The organism is Anabaena sp. CCY 9613 (genome assembly GCF_963920895.1).
Lineage (GTDB): Bacteria > Cyanobacteriota > Cyanobacteriia > Cyanobacteriales > Nostocaceae > Cyanocohniella.
In genome coordinates this window covers 26,235-45,110 of record NZ_CAWUDE010000005.1, presented here as the reverse complement: position 1 = coordinate 45,110, position 18,876 = coordinate 26,235, and the positions used below count along the sequence as shown (strand labels likewise).

21 protein-coding genes are annotated in these 18,876 nt (G+C 41.6%); 16 read left to right on the top strand and 5 right to left on the bottom strand.

What is annotated here, in order from left to right:
- Positions 1 to 193 precede the first annotated feature (193 nt).
- Positions 194 to 910, top strand: a complete 717-nt coding sequence (locus tag ACM0OT_RS07415) for a response regulator transcription factor (RefSeq protein ID WP_414563756.1) — start codon at positions 194 to 196, stop codon at positions 908 to 910.
- A gap of 290 nt (positions 911 to 1,200) precedes the next feature.
- On the opposite strand, the gene ACM0OT_RS07410 is transcribed toward ACM0OT_RS07415, so the two are convergent.
- Positions 1,201 to 2,322: a sensor protein KdpD gene (locus ACM0OT_RS07410; protein ID WP_414563755.1), complete on the bottom strand. Its 1,122-nt coding sequence runs from the start codon at positions 2,320 to 2,322 to the stop codon at positions 1,201 to 1,203.
- Between ACM0OT_RS07410 and ACM0OT_RS07405 the strand changes: the two genes are divergently transcribed.
- Entirely contained in the window at positions 2,314 to 2,439 is a 126-nt protein-coding gene (locus ACM0OT_RS07405; RefSeq protein ID WP_414563754.1) for a hypothetical protein, read from the top strand. The genes ACM0OT_RS07410 and ACM0OT_RS07405 overlap by 9 nt on opposite strands.
- Positions 2,440 to 2,441: 2 nt before the next feature.
- On the opposite strand, the gene pdxA is transcribed toward ACM0OT_RS07405, so the two are convergent.
- The gene (gene pdxA, locus ACM0OT_RS07400; protein WP_414563753.1) at positions 2,442 to 3,515 is read right to left on the bottom strand and encodes a 4-hydroxythreonine-4-phosphate dehydrogenase PdxA; all 1,074 of its coding nucleotides are present in this window, start codon (positions 3,513 to 3,515) and stop codon (positions 2,442 to 2,444) included.
- A 278-nt stretch (positions 3,516 to 3,793) separates the two neighbouring features.
- On the opposite strand from pdxA, the gene ACM0OT_RS07395 reads away from it, so the two are divergent.
- The 10 genes from ACM0OT_RS07395 to ACM0OT_RS07350 all read left to right on the top strand — a co-directional run bounded on the left by ACM0OT_RS07395 (position 3,794) and on the right by ACM0OT_RS07350 (position 12,221).
- Positions 3,794 to 3,898 (top strand): PetM family cytochrome b6-f complex subunit 7, encoded by a 105-nt coding sequence (locus ACM0OT_RS07395; RefSeq protein WP_006199111.1) that lies wholly within the window; start codon positions 3,794 to 3,796, stop codon positions 3,896 to 3,898.
- Positions 3,899 to 4,063: 165 nt separating this feature from the next.
- Positions 4,064 to 5,068, top strand: coding sequence for an SDR family oxidoreductase (locus ACM0OT_RS07390; RefSeq protein ID WP_414563752.1), 1,005 nt, complete (start codon positions 4,064 to 4,066; stop codon positions 5,066 to 5,068).
- A 243-nt stretch (positions 5,069 to 5,311) separates the two neighbouring features.
- Complete coding sequence (locus tag ACM0OT_RS07385) at positions 5,312 to 6,229, top strand: NAD(+) kinase (protein ID WP_414542276.1); 918 nt, start codon at positions 5,312 to 5,314, stop codon at positions 6,227 to 6,229.
- Between the two features lie 271 nt (positions 6,230 to 6,500).
- Positions 6,501 to 7,187, top strand: a complete 687-nt coding sequence (gene nblR / locus ACM0OT_RS07380; RefSeq protein WP_414563751.1) for a response regulator transcription factor NblR — start codon at positions 6,501 to 6,503, stop codon at positions 7,185 to 7,187.
- A gap of 90 nt (positions 7,188 to 7,277) precedes the next feature.
- Positions 7,278 to 7,646 carry a DUF2237 family protein gene (locus ACM0OT_RS07375; protein ID WP_414563750.1) on the top strand — a complete coding sequence of 123 codons (369 nt, stop codon included), beginning with the start codon at positions 7,278 to 7,280 and terminating at the stop codon, positions 7,644 to 7,646.
- A gap of 255 nt (positions 7,647 to 7,901) precedes the next feature.
- Complete coding sequence (locus ACM0OT_RS07370; RefSeq protein WP_414563749.1) at positions 7,902 to 8,513, top strand: TetR/AcrR family transcriptional regulator; 612 nt, start codon at positions 7,902 to 7,904, stop codon at positions 8,511 to 8,513.
- Positions 8,514 to 8,551: 38 nt separating this feature from the next.
- Positions 8,552 to 9,841, top strand: a complete 1,290-nt coding sequence (locus tag ACM0OT_RS07365) for an ABC exporter membrane fusion protein (protein WP_414563748.1) — start codon at positions 8,552 to 8,554, stop codon at positions 9,839 to 9,841.
- A gap of 44 nt (positions 9,842 to 9,885) precedes the next feature.
- A complete protein-coding gene (locus ACM0OT_RS07360; RefSeq protein ID WP_414563747.1) occupies positions 9,886 to 10,221 on the top strand; it encodes a DUF2834 domain-containing protein in 336 nt (111 codons plus the stop codon).
- Between the two features lie 28 nt (positions 10,222 to 10,249).
- The gene (gene devC / locus ACM0OT_RS07355) at positions 10,250 to 11,416 is read left to right on the top strand and encodes an ABC transporter permease DevC (RefSeq protein WP_414563746.1); all 1,167 of its coding nucleotides are present in this window, start codon (positions 10,250 to 10,252) and stop codon (positions 11,414 to 11,416) included.
- A 52-nt stretch (positions 11,417 to 11,468) separates the two neighbouring features.
- Positions 11,469 to 12,221 carry a DevA family ABC transporter ATP-binding protein gene (locus tag ACM0OT_RS07350; protein WP_414563745.1) on the top strand — a complete coding sequence of 251 codons (753 nt, stop codon included), beginning with the start codon at positions 11,469 to 11,471 and terminating at the stop codon, positions 12,219 to 12,221.
- Between the two features lie 140 nt (positions 12,222 to 12,361).
- Here ACM0OT_RS07350 and ACM0OT_RS07345 read toward each other — a convergent pair whose 3' ends face one another.
- On the bottom strand, positions 12,362 to 13,645 hold the full coding sequence (locus ACM0OT_RS07345; protein ID WP_414563744.1) for an aspartate aminotransferase family protein: 1,284 nt from the start codon (positions 13,643 to 13,645) through the stop codon (positions 12,362 to 12,364).
- A gap of 151 nt (positions 13,646 to 13,796) precedes the next feature.
- On the opposite strand from ACM0OT_RS07345, the gene ACM0OT_RS07340 reads away from it, so the two are divergent.
- Positions 13,797 to 14,864, top strand: a complete 1,068-nt coding sequence (locus ACM0OT_RS07340; RefSeq protein WP_414563743.1) for a potassium channel family protein — start codon at positions 13,797 to 13,799, stop codon at positions 14,862 to 14,864.
- 164 nt (positions 14,865 to 15,028) lie between these two features.
- On the opposite strand, the gene ACM0OT_RS07335 is transcribed toward ACM0OT_RS07340, so the two are convergent.
- Positions 15,029 to 15,358 (bottom strand): DUF2973 domain-containing protein, encoded by a 330-nt coding sequence (locus ACM0OT_RS07335; RefSeq protein WP_414563742.1) that lies wholly within the window; start codon positions 15,356 to 15,358, stop codon positions 15,029 to 15,031.
- A 286-nt stretch (positions 15,359 to 15,644) separates the two neighbouring features.
- Complete coding sequence (locus ACM0OT_RS07330) at positions 15,645 to 15,962, bottom strand: DUF2605 domain-containing protein (RefSeq protein ID WP_414563741.1); 318 nt, start codon at positions 15,960 to 15,962, stop codon at positions 15,645 to 15,647.
- 492 nt (positions 15,963 to 16,454) lie between these two features.
- On the opposite strand from ACM0OT_RS07330, the gene thrS reads away from it, so the two are divergent.
- Genes thrS through ACM0OT_RS07315 form a run of 3 tightly spaced genes read left to right on the top strand, consistent with a single transcriptional unit; the run spans position 16,455 to position 18,830 of the window.
- Positions 16,455 to 18,299, top strand: coding sequence for a threonine--tRNA ligase (thrS, locus tag ACM0OT_RS07325; protein ID WP_414563740.1), 1,845 nt, complete (start codon positions 16,455 to 16,457; stop codon positions 18,297 to 18,299).
- Between the two features lie 55 nt (positions 18,300 to 18,354).
- Positions 18,355 to 18,543 (top strand): hypothetical protein, encoded by a 189-nt coding sequence (locus ACM0OT_RS07320; protein WP_414563739.1) that lies wholly within the window; start codon positions 18,355 to 18,357, stop codon positions 18,541 to 18,543.
- Positions 18,528 to 18,830 carry a type II toxin-antitoxin system RelE/ParE family toxin gene (locus ACM0OT_RS07315; protein WP_414563738.1) on the top strand — a complete coding sequence of 101 codons (303 nt, stop codon included), beginning with the start codon at positions 18,528 to 18,530 and terminating at the stop codon, positions 18,828 to 18,830. Before ACM0OT_RS07320 ends, ACM0OT_RS07315 begins: the two co-directional genes overlap by 16 nt.
- Positions 18,831 to 18,876 lie beyond the last annotated feature (46 nt).

Genomic DNA, 18,876 nt, shown 5'->3' with positions numbered 1-18,876 from the left:
GGTATATCCCCTAAGGATCTTCAGCGCAGTCTTTACCCAAGTTTAAGTCTTTTCCCAGATTAACCGTGAGAACCTACCCTTTCTGTAAGATGCTACACGTTAATTAAATCCGTCTGACAAAGGGCTGGCAGTAAAGAAGGGTAAAAGCTACGGCCCATAGTCAATCGCCAGATCCGAAACAGGCTAAAACGTTATGGTTATGCTTCCTACTACAAATCCTAAAATCCTGGTTGTAGATGACGATTTCGGCATCCGCAATCTGATATATCGCTTTTTAAGTCGAAAATATCACATAGAGTCTGCGGCAGATGGTAAGACGGCTTTGTCGTTGTTTGATCAGTTCCAACCAGCTTTAGTAATTCTGGATTGGAATTTGCCGGATACCAGTGGTTATCAACTTTGTCAGGAAATGCAGAGTCGCACTGATGTCTTAGTAATGATATTGACTGGGAGAACTGCTGAAGCCGATAAAATTAAAATCCTTTCCGCAGGTGCAGATGACTTTTTAACAAAGCCTTTCAGCTTGGCAGAAGTTGAAGTTAGAGTACAAGCACTGTTAAGACGTATCCGTTGTGTTAATCCTTCTCCATCACAGCGTCTGGTGTTCAATCAATTGGCAATTAACCCAGATGGTCGGGAGGTCAAACTTAATGATAAGCCTCTAACATTAACAGCTCTGGAATTTAATATTTTACATTTTTTAGCAAGTCATCCTGGCCAAGCCTGGAGTCGTCCCCAATTAATTCAAAAAATCTGGGGTTGCGAATATGTGGGAGATGGACGGGTGGTTGATGTACATATAGGTCAGCTTCGCAAGAAGTTGGAAGTTGATACTACGGTTCCTGAGTTTATTAAGACTGTGCGCGGCTACGGTTATAAGTTTGAACTGCCGGAATCTACTACTGTTTAATAATCTTTTTTAGCATACTGGACTGACACGACTAAAATAATGCCATAAATTTTTTATTTTTACTAATACACTAAATGAGCTTTGTCACGCCACTCCTGTATTATTTGAATTTAAAACCACATAATTTGTAAATCAGGAGTAAACCATGCCGTTTTTTAGTGCGGAGGATGGTGTCCCCATTTACTACACAGATGAAGGGCAAGGTCTTCTTATCTTGAGCATTGTATTTAGATGCACGACGTGAAAGTTGTGCATCTCAACAACATACCTAGTACTGCAAAATGGAAGGCTTAATTTTTAGTAGATATAATGTGTAAATCGATATTTTTATCTCTAATTAAATCTATAATTTGTTGAGTAAAAGAAATTTTAAAAAACCTTTTCCATTGTGGCTGCTGACTTTCACCAATAATAATTTGTGTAATGCGATGAACTGCTGCCACTTGAGCAATTTCTTTAGCAATACTTTTGCTTTTTACATATAAAAATTCACCACCAAACTCTCTGCATAATCTCTCACAAGTATCGATATGTAAACTTTCTTCTTTAGTGAGAAATCGTTCAGGATTTGCCACAAATACAGCATACAATCGCGCATTCATATAATTAGCAATGCGTGCGCCTCGACGTAACAACTGCGCTGAATCAGGATAAGTAGAGACACATACGAGAACTCGTTCGTGAATATTACAATTTTGTCCGACTAAGTTAGAAGTGTTTGCTGCTTCCTCAACTGTATCTGCAACTTCTCTTAAAGCTAGTTCTCTTAAAGCAATGAGATTACGACGCTGAAAGAAGTTTTTTAGGGATTGTTCGATTTTATCAGGGGCGTAAATTTGGCCTTCTTGTAGGCGTTCTTCTAAAGTCTCTGGGGTAACATCAATGACAACAACAGCATCAGCTTCGTCAAGTACATGATCCGGAATCCGCTCTCGCACCACGACACCCGTAATTCTAGCTACTAGGTCGTTTAAACTTTCTAAATGTTGAATATTCACAGTGGAATAAACATTAATTCCGGCTGCTAAAATTACCTCTACGTCCTGATAGCGTTTTTCTCGTGGAGAACCAGGAGCATTAGTATGAGCCAGTTCATCCACTAGAACCAGTTGGGGGAAACGTTGCACAATTGCGTCTGTGTCCATTTCTTGTAGGGTGATGTTCTGGTGGCTAAAGGCTTTACGGGGAATTGTTTCTAATCTCGTAGCTTTTATGGCTGTTTCTTTTCGTCCATGAGTTTCTAACATCCCGATAACTACATCAATACCATCTTGTTTGAGTTGATGTGCTTCTTGCAGCATTTTATAAGTTTTGCCCACACCGGGAGCCATACCAATAAAAATTTTGTGCTTCCCACGTCGGTGAGAACGAATATAAGAACTGTCGGGGGAGGAAGTATGGGAATGAATCATAGTACTGTGAGAGTTCATGCTATTTTACATAAAATAAAAGTAAGCGATCGCTCCCAAGCTGTGGTTATGGCTATGCAAAAAGGCTTAATTAAAAGCAACTTGATGATTGAAGAATAATCCTATTTCACTGCTAACCTTTGACTGACTAACTCAGATGCTAACTTTATGGCTGCTTGCATACTTGTAGCATCAGCAATTCCTTGACCTGCAATATCAAATGCTGTGCCATGATCTGGTGAAGTCCGCACAAAAGGTAAACCAATAGTAGTGTTAACAGCCCGGTCAAAGGCCATCAACTTTACAGGAATTAAACCTTGGTCGTGATAAAGCGCTAAATACCCATCTGCGGGATTTTGAACAGCAGAATTGCCATACCAAGCTTGACCAGGCTTAACCCACATTGTATCTGGTGGTATTGGCCCCTCTAGCTGCCAATGAGGACGATTTTGCCGTTCTTGTTCTAACCAGGGAATCAACCAATCTTGTTCTTCATTTCCCAGTTGTCCTTGTTCGCCACTGTGGGGATTTAAACCTGCGATCGCAATTCTCCCATTGTCTATGCCAAAGTCTGCTTTTAAACACTCCACCAGTAAATCTAGTTTTTTCGTCAATAAATGTGGTGTTAATGTCTTGGCTACTTGACTTAGGGGAATATGTGTAGTTGCAAGTAAAGTGCGGATTGTCCAATTAGTATGAGGCGATCGCGCGACAAATAACATCCCAAAACGGTCAACACCTGATTTCTCTGCCAAGAGTTCCGTTTGTCCTGGATAATTATATCCGGCTGCTTTCCAGGCCGATTTAGCTATGGGTCCGGTAACAATACCATCGAATTTACCAGCTAATGTGCAGGCGATCGCGTATTCCATATAAGCAAAACTAGCCGCACCACTAGCCGCATTTCCAGTACCAATAATAATATTGTCGGCAATTTCCTGATTTAATGGCACATCCATAACTTGCAGTTCGCGGGGATTTGCCAAACCTGCTAAATTCAGCTTCTCATAAATCTCTAATAGCAAATCCTTACTACTTACTACCGTTACGTCGCAATTATGACTAACCGTAGTATCTGCCAAAGCTTTTAAAATTACCTCTGGTCCAATTCCTGCTGGATCTCCTAGTGTCAACGCCAAGCGGGGGCGATGATTTTTATGTATATTTGTTGAGTTTTTTTTGTTTATTTGATACATATTATTACTTGATAATCTGTTGACGACACTACTTCCCTATCCTTAAATTAGGGATTGAAGATAAAACTGGTTTAAAATTATTTACACAGGACTAATCCAACAGTAGCTGTTGTAGAGCTAGTTTACCGGAGTCTGCATCAGGACATTGGTAGACGTAAAATTCAAATACCTGGATCAAATGACTGGTGAAAATTAGATGAGAGTAATTGCTCCCCATCTAATAAAACAGCCTCAGACTCAGGCAATCTTCAAACCATACGCAAAGGAGAATCACATCAATGGGCGGCGAAATTTTAAATGCAGCACTGTTATCTTTCGGTTTAATTTTTGTAGGTTGGGCTTTAGGCGCTTTATTACTGAAAATTCAAGGCGCAGAGGAATAATTATTTTCTAGGGGCTAGGGGCTAGGGGCTAGAAACAAGGCTTGATTCTCATCTTCCCAGTCCCCAGCCTCCAATTTAGTTTCTGAAAAAAACGTAAACTTTTGTTTACAGAGATAATTCTGTTAATATTCATTTAATAAAACTTAACAATTTATTAGTACCCTCATGACTTTATTAATCGTTGGTGCAACAGGCACCTTAGGAAGACAAGTAGCTCGTCGTGCCATCGATGAGGGATATAAGGTACGGTGTCTTGTACGGAGTACCAAAAGAGCTGCTTTTCTCAAAGAATGGGGTGCTGAATTAGTCCGCGGAGATTTGTGTAACCCCCAGAGCCTCACAGGAGCGATGGAAGGTGTCACCGCAGTCATTGATGCTGCTACATCTCGGGCGACAGATTCACTGACTATTAAACAAGTGGATTGGGACGGACAAGTAGCATTAATTCAAGCAGCGAAAACTGCTGGTGTTGAGCGTTTTATATTCTTTTCTATTCTTGATGCCGAGAAGTATCCAGAAGTGCCGCTAATGGAAATTAAGCGATGCACAGAACTATTTTTAGCTGAATCTGGGATAAATTACACAATTTTACGGTTAGCTGGCTTTATGCAAGGGCTAATTGGTCAATATGGCATTCCCATTTTGGAAAATCAACCAGTCTGGGTAACTGGTGATTCTTCGCCTATTGCCTATATGGATACTCAAGATATTGCTAAGTTTGCTATCCGCGCCTTGAGTGTCCCAGCCACAGAAAAACAAGCTTTCCCTGTAGTTGGTACTCGTGCTTGGAGTGCTGAGGAAATTATTAACTTGTGTGAACGCCTGTCTGGCAAAGAAGCTAGAGTTACACGGATGCCAATCAACCTGCTGCGTACTGTGCGCCGCATCATCCGCTTTTTTCAGTGGGGATGGAATGTTGCTGACAGATTGGAGTTTACAGAAGTCTTAGCTAGTGGTAAACCGTTAAATGCCCCGATGGATGAAGTATACCAAGTCTTTGGGTTAGACCAACAACAAACCACCACTCTCGAAAGCTACCTACAAGAGTATTTCAGTCGCATTATGAAGAAGCTCAAACAGCTAGACTACGATAAAAATAAATCTAAAAAGAAAGACCAGAAACCAAAAAAAACTCCCTTTAAGCAATCTTCCAAAGTTAATAGTCAATAGGAAATGGGCAATAGAGGGTAGGGAGATGGTCAAATTTCCCTCACTATCCTTATCTGCTGATAAAAATGGGATTCCCAGTGATTTTTTGGCAGACTAATGACTACACTGGCCAAAATATGTCAGGATGACATAAGTAAAAAGATGGGATTCCCAGTGATTTTTTGGCAGACTAATGACTACACTGGCCAAAATATGTCAGGATGACATAAGTAAAAAGCATCGTTAAAACTTGGATATTTAAGTGTGCCGAAAGCAGGCATTATTTACAATGACGTTAAACCGATAGCGGGTCGCATCGCTATCGAACTGAAAGACCAGCTAACCGCTGCTGGTTGGGATGTATGTATCACCAGTAGCATCGGCGGCATATTGGGCTACTCTAACCCAGAGAGTCCTGTATGTCACACGCCAGTTGATGGACTGACACCCCCTGGTTTTGACTCCCAAATGAAGTTCGCTGTGGTTTTAGGAGGAGATGGCACTGTTTTAGCAGCATCTCGTCAGGTTGCTCCTATTGGTATTCCCCTGCTAACGGTGAATACTGGTCATATGGGATTTTTGACGGAAACTTATCTGAATCAACTACCCCAAGCGATAGAACAGGCCATCACAGGTGAGTATGAAATCGAAGAGCGAGCCATGCTCACCGTCAAAGTGTTTCGGGGTGATTGTGTACTGTGGGAAGCCCTCTGTTTAAATGAAATGGTTTTACATCGAGAACCATTAACCTCGATGTGCCATTTTGAAATTGCTGTAGGGCGTCATGCGCCAGTAGATATTGCCGCAGATGGTGTGATAGTTTCTACTCCTACAGGTTCTACAGCTTATTCCTTGAGTGCTGGCGGCCCGGTGGTGACTCCTGGTGTTTCCGTTTTGCAGTTGATACCCATTTGCCCCCATTCTTTAGCTTCTAGGGCATTAGTGTTTCCCGATACAGAAACAGTGAGTATCTACCCAGTCAATATCCCGCGATTAGTGATGGTGGTAGATGGTAATGGTGGGTGTTATATATTTCCGGAGGATCGAGTATATTTAGAGCGATCGCATTACAGTGTCAAATTCATTCGTCTACAACCACCCGAATTTTTCCGGATTTTACGAGAAAAACTGGGTTGGGGTTTACCACATATCGCCAAACCTACTTCGGTAGAATTGCCTTAAGTATGGGACATTGGGTAATGAGGCATTGGTGAGAAAGAAAAATCTTTCTTTTTCCTTGTTGAGTAATTTTTCCAGAATTACTGTATAAGGATGGAATTGGGAATTAGTGATTAAAATTGCATTGGAGAACTCAATGGCTGATACCTGAACCTGCTCAAATAATTTCAGCAGGGTATTAATTCAGGCTTTATCCATTAGCTGATAGCTGATTGATTATTTGAAAATCCCAAATCCCAAATCCCAAATCCCAAATCCCAAATCCCAAATTCTTATGACAATTGCTCATAGTCCGTGTGTTCTGGTGATTGAAACCGATGAGAGCCTAGCAAGTCAGCTGGCTTTTGATTTGCAAGAAGCCGGCTATGAGCCGATTTTGGCTCATGATGCGGCTAGTGGTTTGCAATACTGCCGTGAAAGCCAACCTGCTTTAATTGTTGTAGACCGGATGCTCTCAGGAGAATCAGGACTCTCGTTGTGTAAAAATATCAGAAACGCTGGTCTGTGCGCTCCTGTGTTGGTAATGATGGCCAGGGATACAGTAGATGACCGTGTAGCCTGTCTAGAAGCTGGGGCTGATGATTATGTAATTAAGCCTTATCGCTCAGAAGACTTTTTGAAGTTAATTCGCCTTTATTTAAAACCTGATATTGATACCACCGAACAATTACGTTTTGGAGAATTGGTTTTAGATATAGCCACCCGTCGCGCCATACACAACGGACGGACAATTGATTTGACAATGAAAGAATTTGAATTATTAAAATACTTAATGGAACATCCCCGCGAAGTATTAACCCGCGAACAAATTTTGGAAAATGTCTGGGGTTACGACTTTATGGGGGAATCGAATGTGATAGAAGTGTACATTCGCTATTTACGCCTGAAGATAGAAGACGAAAATCACAAGCGCCTGATTCAAACAGTACGGGGCGTAGGATACGTATTACGAGAATCCTAACTGATTTAAGTGATGCCTGGGGCGGGCTACACCAACACCTTTTTTCAAGGTTCAGATTACAATAATTACCAAAAGGATCAGGAAAAGAATATGGCAGAGGCAAAAAACGTACTAGGTACAAACTTAGAGAGTTGCTGTACTTCTCCTTTGACTGGGTATTACCGCGACGGGTTTTGTAGTACAGGTGGTCAGGATTTTGGGATGCACGTTATTTGCGCCCAAGTGACAGCAGAATTTTTAGAGTTTACCCAATTGCAGGGGAATGACCTCAGCACACCAGTTCCCCAATTTAATTTTCCGGGATTACGTCCAGGCGACCGCTGGTGTTTATGTGCCGCTCGTTGGCAAGAAGCATTAGACGCCGGGGTTGCGCCTCCTGTCGTTCTTGGCGCCACTCACGCTAGAGCCTTAGAAGTTTGTTCTCTAGATGATTTGCAAAAACACGCATTAGACGAGTAGTTTATCAAGTTATATTGACATATTTGGCTGTTACGCCTAAATTGGTGTATGTATACAGCATCAATTTACAATCACTACAAGTAGCCTGCTAGTGTTCAGCAGACTTATTGCATAAACAGCAAGTTTACGAGCAAAAATACTACCAAATCTGACTCTGTTTGCAGAGGTGTTGGAGATTAATCTAATTTTTGATGTCTCTTTGTTAATTGTTGTTATATTAAAAATACCGAGCGTTCGATATAAATAAATTAAATCATGCCTAAGATAGTTGACCATGACCAATATCGCCAAGAACTCCTCGGAAAATGCTTTGATTTATTTGCCGAAAAAGGTTATGGTTCGGTCACCATGCGCCAAATTTCGCAAAGCTTAAATGTGTCTACTGGTACGCTTTATCATTACTTTCCCAGTAAACAAGCTTTGTTTGAACAATTAGTCGAGGAGATTAGCAAGCAGGATGTCAGTTCAGCATTAGCTGAGATGCAAGGATCTCAAACACTGCGTCAAGCAATGGCAGCGTTGGGGAGATATTTAATCAAAAACGAAGATTATTTTATTAAGTGGACTTATGTTTGGGTTGATTTTTGTCAACATCAAGACCCAGAAAAAATCCGCAGTAATAGTGTTTTTAAACTAGCAAATCAAAGATACCAACAAGCAGTATATGAATTTTTGGGGATTCAAGATGCAGTGTTGGCTTCTTTTGTATTGAGCTTTGTCAATGGTGTAATTCTAGAAAAATTATGGGGGAATGAAACAATTGATTTCTCTGAACAATGTGCCTTATTGGGGAAAATGCTAACTCTGTATTTACAAGAGAAAGATAATAACCAACCAGAAGATATTTTTTTGACTGCGAAACCTTAAGGTTTTGGCATGGAAATATACACCTATTGAGTAAAAAAATGGTGCAAAATCGCTTATTTAAAACTCCCAATAAAACATTAATTGTATTAGTAATAGCTGCCACAGCAATTACAGGGGGAATGGCTGTGTATGGGATTTCTCAGTTTGGACAAATGGGTCAAACAGCCTCTTCTGAACTAGTAGAAACTGCACCCACAGTCCGCAGAGTCACGGCCTTAGGAAGACTAGAACCAGAAACAGAGGTAATTAGCCTCTCCGCACCGTTGGAGTTAGATGGCGATCGCATTGCTCAAATCTTAGTCCAGGAAGGCGATATGGTCAAACCTGGGCAGGTGGTGGCAATTTTAGACTCACGCACACGCTTACAAACTGCTGTACTCCAGGCAGAAAAACAAGTAAGAGTTGCCCAAGCCAAACTCGCGCAAGTGAAAGCAGGGGCAAAAACCGGGGACATTCAGGCACAACAAGCAAGTATTGAACGCTTACAAGCCCAGTCACAAGGAGACATCATAACTCAACAAGAAGCGATCGCCCGCATAGAAGCACAATGGCAAGGAGATAGAATTGCTCAAGAAGCAACGATGAAAAAACTCAAAGCAGAATTAAATAATGCCGAGGCTGAATATCAACGTTATCAGCAACTATCCTTGGCAGGGGCCATTTCTAGCTCTTTATTTGATAGTAAACGTTTAAGCTTAGAAACTGCCCAACAGCAACTAGACGAAGGCGAAGCAGTTCTCAATCGCATTAATTCCACCGCTAGTAGGCAACTAGCTGAAGCCAATGCGGCCCTCACTCGGATTCAAGCCACTAGTAACAAACAAATTAACGAAGCCCAAGCTACACTTAACAGTCTGGCCGAAGTCCGTCCGGTAGATGTACAAGCAGCCCAGAGTGAAGTTGAAAACGCCATCGCTTCACTTAAACAAATCGCAACCAACTTAGCAGCTACGAATATTCAAGCACCAATAGCCGGACAAATTCTCAAAATTCATACACGAGTTGGAGAAAAAATTAGTGATGCCGGGATTGCAGACTTAGCCCAAACCGCACAAATGATTGCCATAGCAGAAGTTTATCAAACAGACATCAGCAAAATTAAATTAGGACAGCCAGCAACAGTTACCAGTCAAGCATTTAATGGCGAACTGCGAGGAACAATTTCTCAAATAGGCTTACAGGTAAATCGCCAAAACGTTTTTAGTAACCAACCCGGAGAAAACTTAGATAGCCGCGTCATTGAAGTCAAAATCCGCCTCAACCCCGAAGATAGTCAACGAGTTGCCGGGTTGACTAATTTGCAGGTGCAGACCGCTATTGAGTTGTAAATTTTTTGTTGCCCAGATTAATTAAAAAATCAGGTAATTTCATCATGTTGAAAGTTATATATCTTCTGCTTTGTATTGCCGGAACAGTTTTGCCTTATTCTCAATTCGTGCCATTTTTGCTAGAACACAACCTTGATATCCAGCTTTTTTTTGAACAGCTATTTGCTAACAAAATTTCTGCTTTTTTTGGCATGGATTTAATTGTTTCATCCCTAGTTATTTGGGTATTTGTATATTGGGAAGGCATACGTCTAAAAATGTCCAATCTCTGGATTTATATTGCTGCTAATCTTTTGGTTGGGGTTTCTCTTGCCTTGCCTTTATTTCTATTAATGCGAGAGTATCAACTTGAAAAACAGACTGAGACGGCGAGCTTTTAACTAACTTTGATATTGAGACATTTGCAAGATGTTTTCCATCCTATTCCGTAAAACACCGCTGGCTTGGCGACAGTTAATGAAAGAAAAAACTCGTCTCGCCGTGGCAGTGGCAGGTATTACTTTTGCCGATATGCTGATGTTTATTCAGCTGGGTTTTGAAAGTGCTTTGTTTGATGCGGCTATCCAACCTCATCGCAATTTACAAGCAGATTTGGTTTTGATTAATCCCCAATTTCAAACTTTGTTTTCGGTCAAAAGTTTTTCTAGAGAAAGACTTTATCAAACCTTGGGTTATGAGGGTGTGCAGTCAGTAAATTCTGTATACATTGGCACTGGACAATGGCGTAATCCTCAAACGCGTCTTGACCGGGCTATCTTGGTTTGGGGTATTGACCCGGCGCAATCTGCATTCAAGTTTCCCGAAGTGCAACAAAATCAGGATCATCTTAAACAGTTGCATCAAGTTCTGTTTGATCAAGCTGGTCGTCCAGAATATGGGGCTGTTGGTAAGATTTTCCAAGAACAGGGTAACTTTCAAACGGAACTCAATAATAAAGCCGTGAATGTGCGGGGCGTGTTTAGTAACGGTGCTTCCTTTGCGGCTGATGGTAATGTAATTACCAGTGATTCAACATTTTTACAACTGTTTCCTGACCGTCAAAGCGATCGCATAGAAGTTGGCTTAATTACCCTCAAACCGGGTGCTGATCCAGAAACAGTGCGATCGCAGCTAGCCGCCGGGCTACCCAAGGATGTCATCGTCCTCACTCCCGAAGGATTTGCCCAAACAGAAAAAGATTATTGGGCAGAAGGTACAGGGATTGGGTTTATTTTCGGCTTAGGTGTGGGAGTCGGCTTTATTGTCGGCATCGTTATTGTCTATCAGATTCTGTATTCTGATGTTTCCGAACACTTGCCAGAATACGCCACTCTCAAAGCAATGGGTTATAGCGATCGCTATTTGTTGGGAGTCTTACTCCAAGAGGCGTTATTCTTAGCCATCTTAGGTTTTATCCCGGCATTTTTCCTTTCCTTTGGGTTGTATCAAGTAACCTACGCAGCCACCATGCTACCCATCAGCATGAAAGTAGATCGAGCTATAACGGTGTTTATTTTAACAATCATTATGTGTAGTTTTTCAGGAGCGATCGCCATGCGGAAGTTACGATCTGCTGACCCTGCTGATGTTTTTTAGGGATTGATTACTGATTATCTTCTAACCTCTAACCCCTCACATTTAAAATCTCATGTTGCAAAAACCTGTATCAGTAAATACCAACTCAAACATCTCTGCTGTGGAACCAGTAATTGCTGTTCGCAGTTTGAATCATTACTTCGGTGGTGGAAATCTGCGTAAACAAGTGTTATTTGATATTAATTTAGAGATTAACGCTGGTGATATTGTGATTATGACTGGCCCCTCTGGTTCTGGAAAAACCACTTTGTTGACTTTAATGGGTGGACTACGCTCGGCGCAAGAAGGTAGTTTAAAAATTTTAGGACAAGAAATATGTGGCGCTCATAAAGGGCAATTAACGCGGTTACGCCGTCAAATTGGCTATATTTTTCAAGCGCATAACCTCATGACCTTTCTGACAGCTAAAGACAATGTACGCATGTCCCTAGAGTTGCATGAAGAATACTTAAAACAAGATGTCAACGCCAAAGCCATCGCCATGCTAGAAACTGTCGGTTTAGGCGATCGCGTTAATTATTATCCCGAAAATCTCTCAGGAGGACAAAAACAAAGGGTGGCGATCGCTCGTGCTTTAGTTAGTCATCCTAAAATTGTCTTGGCAGATGAACCCACAGCTGCATTAGATAAGAAATCTGGGCGTGATGTTGTGGAACTCATGCAGAAACTTGCTAAAGAACAAGGTTGTACGATATTGCTAGTGACCCACGACAACCGCATTCTCGATATAGCTGATCGCATTATTTATATGGAAGATGGTCAGTTGAAGACTAATGGTGTAGATGTGGCTACCACCATGCATTAAATCTCTGGAACTTCAACTTTCTGGGAGGTATCTATGAAAGTAAACCACCCAGGAATATTATGTGATAAAAACAATAATTGTGGGGTGGGCGTCCTCGCCCGCCCAGAACAGGCAAGATGCCTGTTCCACAAGAAAATAAACTAAGCGATTGCAGAGGCGATCGCCTGATCAACAGCTTGCAATGCCAAATCGATTTCGGCAGCTGTGACAATCAACGGTGGGACAAACCGGACAACTTTGGGCCCGGCTGGTACTAGCAACAAACCCTCATCAATAGCTGCTTTCACAATATCAGCGGCGGTTAGCTGAATATCGGCTTGCAACTCCATCCCATTAATTAAACCCCAACCCCGGACTTCTGTAATGTAGTTAGGATACTTTGTCGCCAGGGCGTTTAGTCCAGCGCGTAACTGTTCTCCTCTAGCTTCCACATTCTGCACAATATTCTCTGTTTCCAAAGTTTGGCAGACAGCAAGGGCCACCCCACAGACAAAGGGATTACCACCAAAGGTGCTGGCGTGTTCTCCTGGTTGGAAGACATCACAGAATTTCTTACTCATCATGGCGCCAATGGGGATACCACCACCTAAACCTTTGGCACTGGTAAAGATATCTGGTTCTACACCCAAATGTTCATAACCCCATAACTTACCACTGCGTCCCATACCCACTTGCACTTCGTCGAACATCAACAAAACGCCAGTTTCATCGCAAATTTGCCGCAGTTTTTGGAAGTAAGCCACATCACCAGGACGCACACCACCTTCACCTTGCAACGGTTCAATTAAAATTGCTGCTACCCGATAATCACCTTCATCTAATTCAGTAATTGCTTCCTCTATGGCATTAATATCGTTGTATGGTACATATGCAAAACCAGGAACTAAAGGATCAAAGTATTTTTGATACTTCGGTTGTCCCGTAGCGGTGACTGTCGCTAAAGTCCTACCGTGGAAACTAGCATTGGCTGTTAAAATAATTGGCTTGTCAATGTCTAAAACGGTGTGGGCATACTTGCGTGCCAGTTTAATGGCGGCTTCGTTAGCCTCGGCTCCAGAATTGCAGAAAAATACGCGATCGGCACAAGAATGTTGAATAATCCATTGGGCCAATTCACCTTGTTCGGGAATATAGTACAAATTAGAAACGTGGTGTAGCTTCTGGATTTGGCGTGTCACAGCTTCTACCATTGCTGTGTGGGCGTGTCCTAAGGTACAAGTGGCAATTCCCGCCACAAAGTCCAGGTATTCTCTACCCTGGGTGTCCCAAACTCGGCATCCAGCACCTCTATCTAAAGCTAAGGGAAAGCGGGCATAGGTTGACATCACAGCTTCATTAAAGCTATCGGCGTCAAAAGGTCTAGATGACATAGAATCTGACTTTGGGGGGATGGTGACTTGCTCAATGAGAGTTTGTCTGCTCACTACCGCGCCTCCTGATAAATCTTTAATCTTATACTCACTTACTAGTTTCCTAGAAATTATTAAAAATTACTTTTTATTTATCACATCTGATACTTTTTTATAGGCTAACAGTCAAATATTCTCCCCGGTTGGGCAGTAGTAAATAAAAATTGTGTATTCTACGCTTGAGAAAAAATACCGACAAATTCAAAAAGAATTAATGGCGGGGATGCTTGCCCTCGGTGGTGTTTTCCTTTTGGGTACGTTGTGGTATTGGTTAGTGGAGGGATGGTCATGGGAAGACGCAGCTTACATGACAGTCATTACCTTAGCTACCGTGGGATATGGCGAAACAAACCCCCTCAGTAGCCGAGGAAGGTTATTTACCATAGCTTTGATTGTGTTGGGTGTAATCAACATCGGTTACATTGTCAATAGATTAACAGAAGCTCTGATTCAAGGCTACTTTCAACAAGGAATTCGTCTCCAGCAACAAAGGCGCTTAATGGAATCCTTATCAGGACATTACATTATTTGTGGATTTAGTCGTACTGGTCGGCAAATTGCCAAGGAATTTCAGGCCGAAGGCGTAGAGTTTGTCATAATTGATTCTGAGTTAGAATCAGTGCAAGATGCACAGGCAATCGGTTATGTGGCTTTTCAAGGTGATGCCACACTGGATGATACCCTATTGCAAGTTGGCATTAACCGAGCGACTTGTATAGTTGCGGCTCTACCATCTGACGCTGAAAATTTATATACTGTATTGTCAGCAAAAACACTTAACCCAAAAATTCGAGCGATCGCCCGCGCCAGTACAGAAGAAGCTCTCAAAAAATTGCAGCGCGGTGGTGCAGATGCTGTGATTTCTCCTTATATTACGGGGGGTAAACGCATGGCGGCGGCGGCTCTTAGACCCCAAGTATTAGATTTTATGGATGGTGTGATTACTGGTGCGGGTCGTGAATTATACATGGAAGAATTTTTGATTGACTCAGATGTTTGTCCAATTGTTGGTCAAAGTTTACATAATGCTAGACTGCGATCGCAAACTGGGTCATTAGTTTTGGCTATTCGCCGAGTTGATGGTACTTTGATTGGTGGCCCCACAGGGGAGACAATTTTACTACCAGGAGATACGCTAATTTGTATGGGTACATCTGAACAACTGCGTAAACTTAATCAAATTCTGGGGCCAATTAATTCTCAACAACTACGACGACCAAGACATCGCTCATAATGGTTATTTTTTACTATTTATCCTTACCCATTGGTGACATAAATTAGAAAGCGATCGCCTGGTTGTTAAGTGCCAATTGCGATCGCTTTCATTTATACTGACATGTTAAATTTTTAAGGATTTTAGCGATGCTAAATCTCTACCCTACGAATTCTAAAATTATATTAAGCTTCTTCTTGACGGTCACTTTTCTGTCCTGGAGAAGCTTCATAAAGAGCATCTAGCTGTTGACGCGCATCTTCAACGTTGACTGAACGCATGACTAACAGAGGTTCTTTTATTAAGTTGCCTGCATTATCTAATAATTCTGGATGGGGAATAAACTGTTTTTTTGCCGAAAAATAGGCAACATTACCCTGATTACCTCTGGGCGAATATTGCGCTGGATAAGATCGCTCTCGATCAAAACTAAACATGATCAAGTTGCGGATTAAGTTGGCAACGGCTATAACAGCAAGGATTGTAAAAGCAAGAATGTAAAGTAGGTGTAACATCAGATTTTCCTCCAGGGGCAGCAATTTTTAAATTTTGATACTTTAACGCTGTGCTTCGTTGATATTTTCAGTGGCAACGAGGACTTTTCTCTTAATTACCAAGATGCGTTTATATTCAGATTGGAAAAAAATTTAACCGTTATTCAAACTACGGTAGCATAGGATACATTATTTGATAATAAAAATAATGTTAAGGATTTTTTCCGAACAATGCGACATGTATACATATGTCTTACCGTTCGTTGTCCCAATCAGCCTGAGCCGGTCAAGCAGCCATAGCCAACCCTCACAGTTCGCGTGCTTGACGAAATTTCATTGAAGTATTCCAGCATTCCGTTACCAGTTGATGCCAGGGCATTAAGGTATTCATCTCAATCCCGACTTGTCCATCGGTTGCGTTAAACAACATCTTGGCTGTGTTGACTTCGTTTTGCGCTTGTTTCACTCGCAAAAGAAAATCAGATTGCTCTTCGTGACTCATAAATGATAGTTGCTCGGTTTCTAACAATTCACGCGATCGCGCAAACCAATACTGAAAATCCTCTAGTAGAGGTTCTAATACCGTTTTCAGCAGATCAGCCCCTGGTAAATTTGAGTCTCGCATAAGTAAAAAGTATATTTCTAACTCCTCTACTTATATTAACGTTATTTACAATATTTAACATTATTATATGCTCTCTCTAAGGATAGATTGTCGAAAAATCTGTAATAATGACTACGAAATAAACTAAAGTTAAAATCAGCGCAAGTTTTGTGTAAACTTCTGGTCACAAAAAAGCTATAGGGAGCATTGAGCCAAAGGATTTTCGGCATTGCGTTAGCATAGCTGACCGGAGATAACTAGTTAAATCAAAGGTGAATAATCTTCAAGTGTGGCGCTGAGTATTTTACCCTCAGCAGTTAAGGTTTATGAGAACAGGATTAATTGAATAATGTCAGACTGGCAGTAATTAAAGTAATCAAAATCGTTATATTTGAAGCAGTACAGGAAAGTGCTGAGTGCTGAGTAAAAGCCCCTAGCCTCTATTCCCCAATCCTTGGGTAGATTTTTCCTAGCATCAACTACTAAAATTATCTTTTTGCAATCACTTCGCCAATGGTTCAGCAGCCGATGTCGCCAAACTCATCTCTTAGTCAGTCAGAACAACCGGAAAAAATTTATTTACCGCGCACCAGCGAATCGGAAGAATTAAAAAAGATTCGTCATACAGCTTCCCATGTGATGGCAATGGCGGTACAAAAGCTGTTTCCCAAGGCGCAAGTTACAATTGGTCCCTGGATTGAAAACGGTTTTTATTACGACTTTGATAGTCCAGAACCGTTTAGCGAAAATGATCTAAAGGCCATCAAAAAAGAGATGGTAAAGATTATTAATCGCAAATTACCGGTGATTCGGGAAGAAGTCAGCCGCGAACAAGCCGAACAACGCATTCAACAAATCAAAGAACCTTACAAACTAGAAATCCTGGCAGATATCAAAGAAGAACCCATTACCATTTACCATCTGGGAAATGAATGGTGGGATTTGTGCGCTGGGCCTCACGTGGAAAATACCAGCGAATTAAACCCCAAAGCTATTGAATTGGAAAGTGTCGCTGGTGCTTATTGGCGTGGGGATGAAACTAAGGCCCAGTTACAACGCATCTATGCTACTGCATGGGAAAGTCCAGAACAACTGGCTGAATATAAGCGGCGCAAAGAAGAAGCCTTGCGGCGTGACCACCGTAAACTTGGTAAGGAACTGGGATTATTTATATTTTCTGAGCAAGTGGGGCCGGGTTTACCCTTGTGGACACCCAAAGGTACTTTATTACGGAGTGTCTTAGAAGATTTTCTTAAACAAGAACAGCTAAAACGTGGTTATTTACCCGTAGTGACACCACATATTGCTAGAGTAGATTTATTTAAGACTTCTGGACACTGGCAAAAATATAAGGAAGATATGTTTCCTTTGATGTCGGATGACGAGGAAGCAGCCGCACTAGAACAAGGCTTCGTTCTCAAGCCGATGAATTGTCCGTTTCACATCCAAATATACAAGAGTGAATTACGTTCCTATCGGGAATTACCCATCAGATTGGCGGAATTTGGTACTGTTTACCGCTACGAACAATCAGGAGAATTAGGCGGTTTAACCAGGGTACGCGGTTTTACCGTAGATGATTCGCACCTATTTGTGACTCCAGAACAGCTAGACAACGAATTTCTCAACGTTGTAGATTTGATTTTGTCGGTGTTCAAAAGTCTGCAACTGAAAAACTTTAAGGCTAGACTCAGTTTCCGAGATCCCAACAGTGATAAGTATATCGGTTCCAATGAAGTTTGGGATAAAGCTGAAGGCGCGATTCGTCGTGCTGTGGAAAAATTGGGAATGAATTACTTTGAAGGGATTGGGGAAGCGGCGTTTTATGGACCCAAACTAGACTTTATCTTTAGTGATGCCTTAGAACGAGAATGGCAATTAGGTACTGTGCAAGTAGATTACAACTTACCAGAACGGTTTGATTTGGAATACGTAGCTGAAGATGGTTCTCGCCAACGTCCCGTAATGATTCACCGTGCGCCTTTTGGTTCCCTAGAACGGCTAATTGGGATTTTAATTGAAGAATACGCTGGTGATTTTCCCTTATGGTTGGCGCCAGTGCAGGCCAGATTGTTACCAGTAGGAGAAGCCCAGTTAGATTTTACCAAAGATGTAGCCGCAAAAATGTTAACTGCGGGTATCCGTGCCGAAGTCGATACTAGTGGCGATCGCCTGGGTAAACTCATCCGCAATGCTGAGAAGCAAAAAATACCTGTAATGGCGGTAGTAGGAGCTAAAGAGGTAGAATCTAATAGTTTGAGTATCCGTACCCGTGCTTCTGGGGAGTTGGGCGCGATACCTGTAGATGAGGTGGTAGATAAAATGAAGCAGGCGATCGCTAACTTCGAGAACTTTTAAAAGTCATTAGGCTAGGCAATGCCTAGTCTAAAAAACTAAATTACTAAAACAGCCTATGATGACCACAAAAGCACAAGTACAATCTCTGTTGCAGCAACTACCAGATGACTGCTCCATTGAAGATATGCAGTATCATCTATATGTCATCGAGAAAGTTCGTCATGGACTGGGAGTAGCTGATACAGAAAAAACCATTAGCCAACAAGAAGCTAAAGAACTTTTGAGCAAATGGCTTATCAAGTAGTCTGGTCTAAAAAAGCATTAGAAGATGTAGAAGCGATCGCTACATATATATCTCGTGACTCGGTTTCTTATACTGCTACAGTGGTTCAGGAAATCCTTGATGTAACTCGACATTTGAACGAATCGCCCTTTTCAGGCCGAGTAGCGCCAGAATTTAGTGAAGATAACATTAGGGAAAAGTTTGCATACAGTTATCGAATTATTTATCGAATTCAAGATGATACTATGACTATTGCAGCCGTGATTTATGGCAAAAGACTTGTAGATCAACTTGATAGCGATCGCTAACTTCGAGAACTTCTAGCAGAAAGTAGGGTGAGTAATACTCACCCTG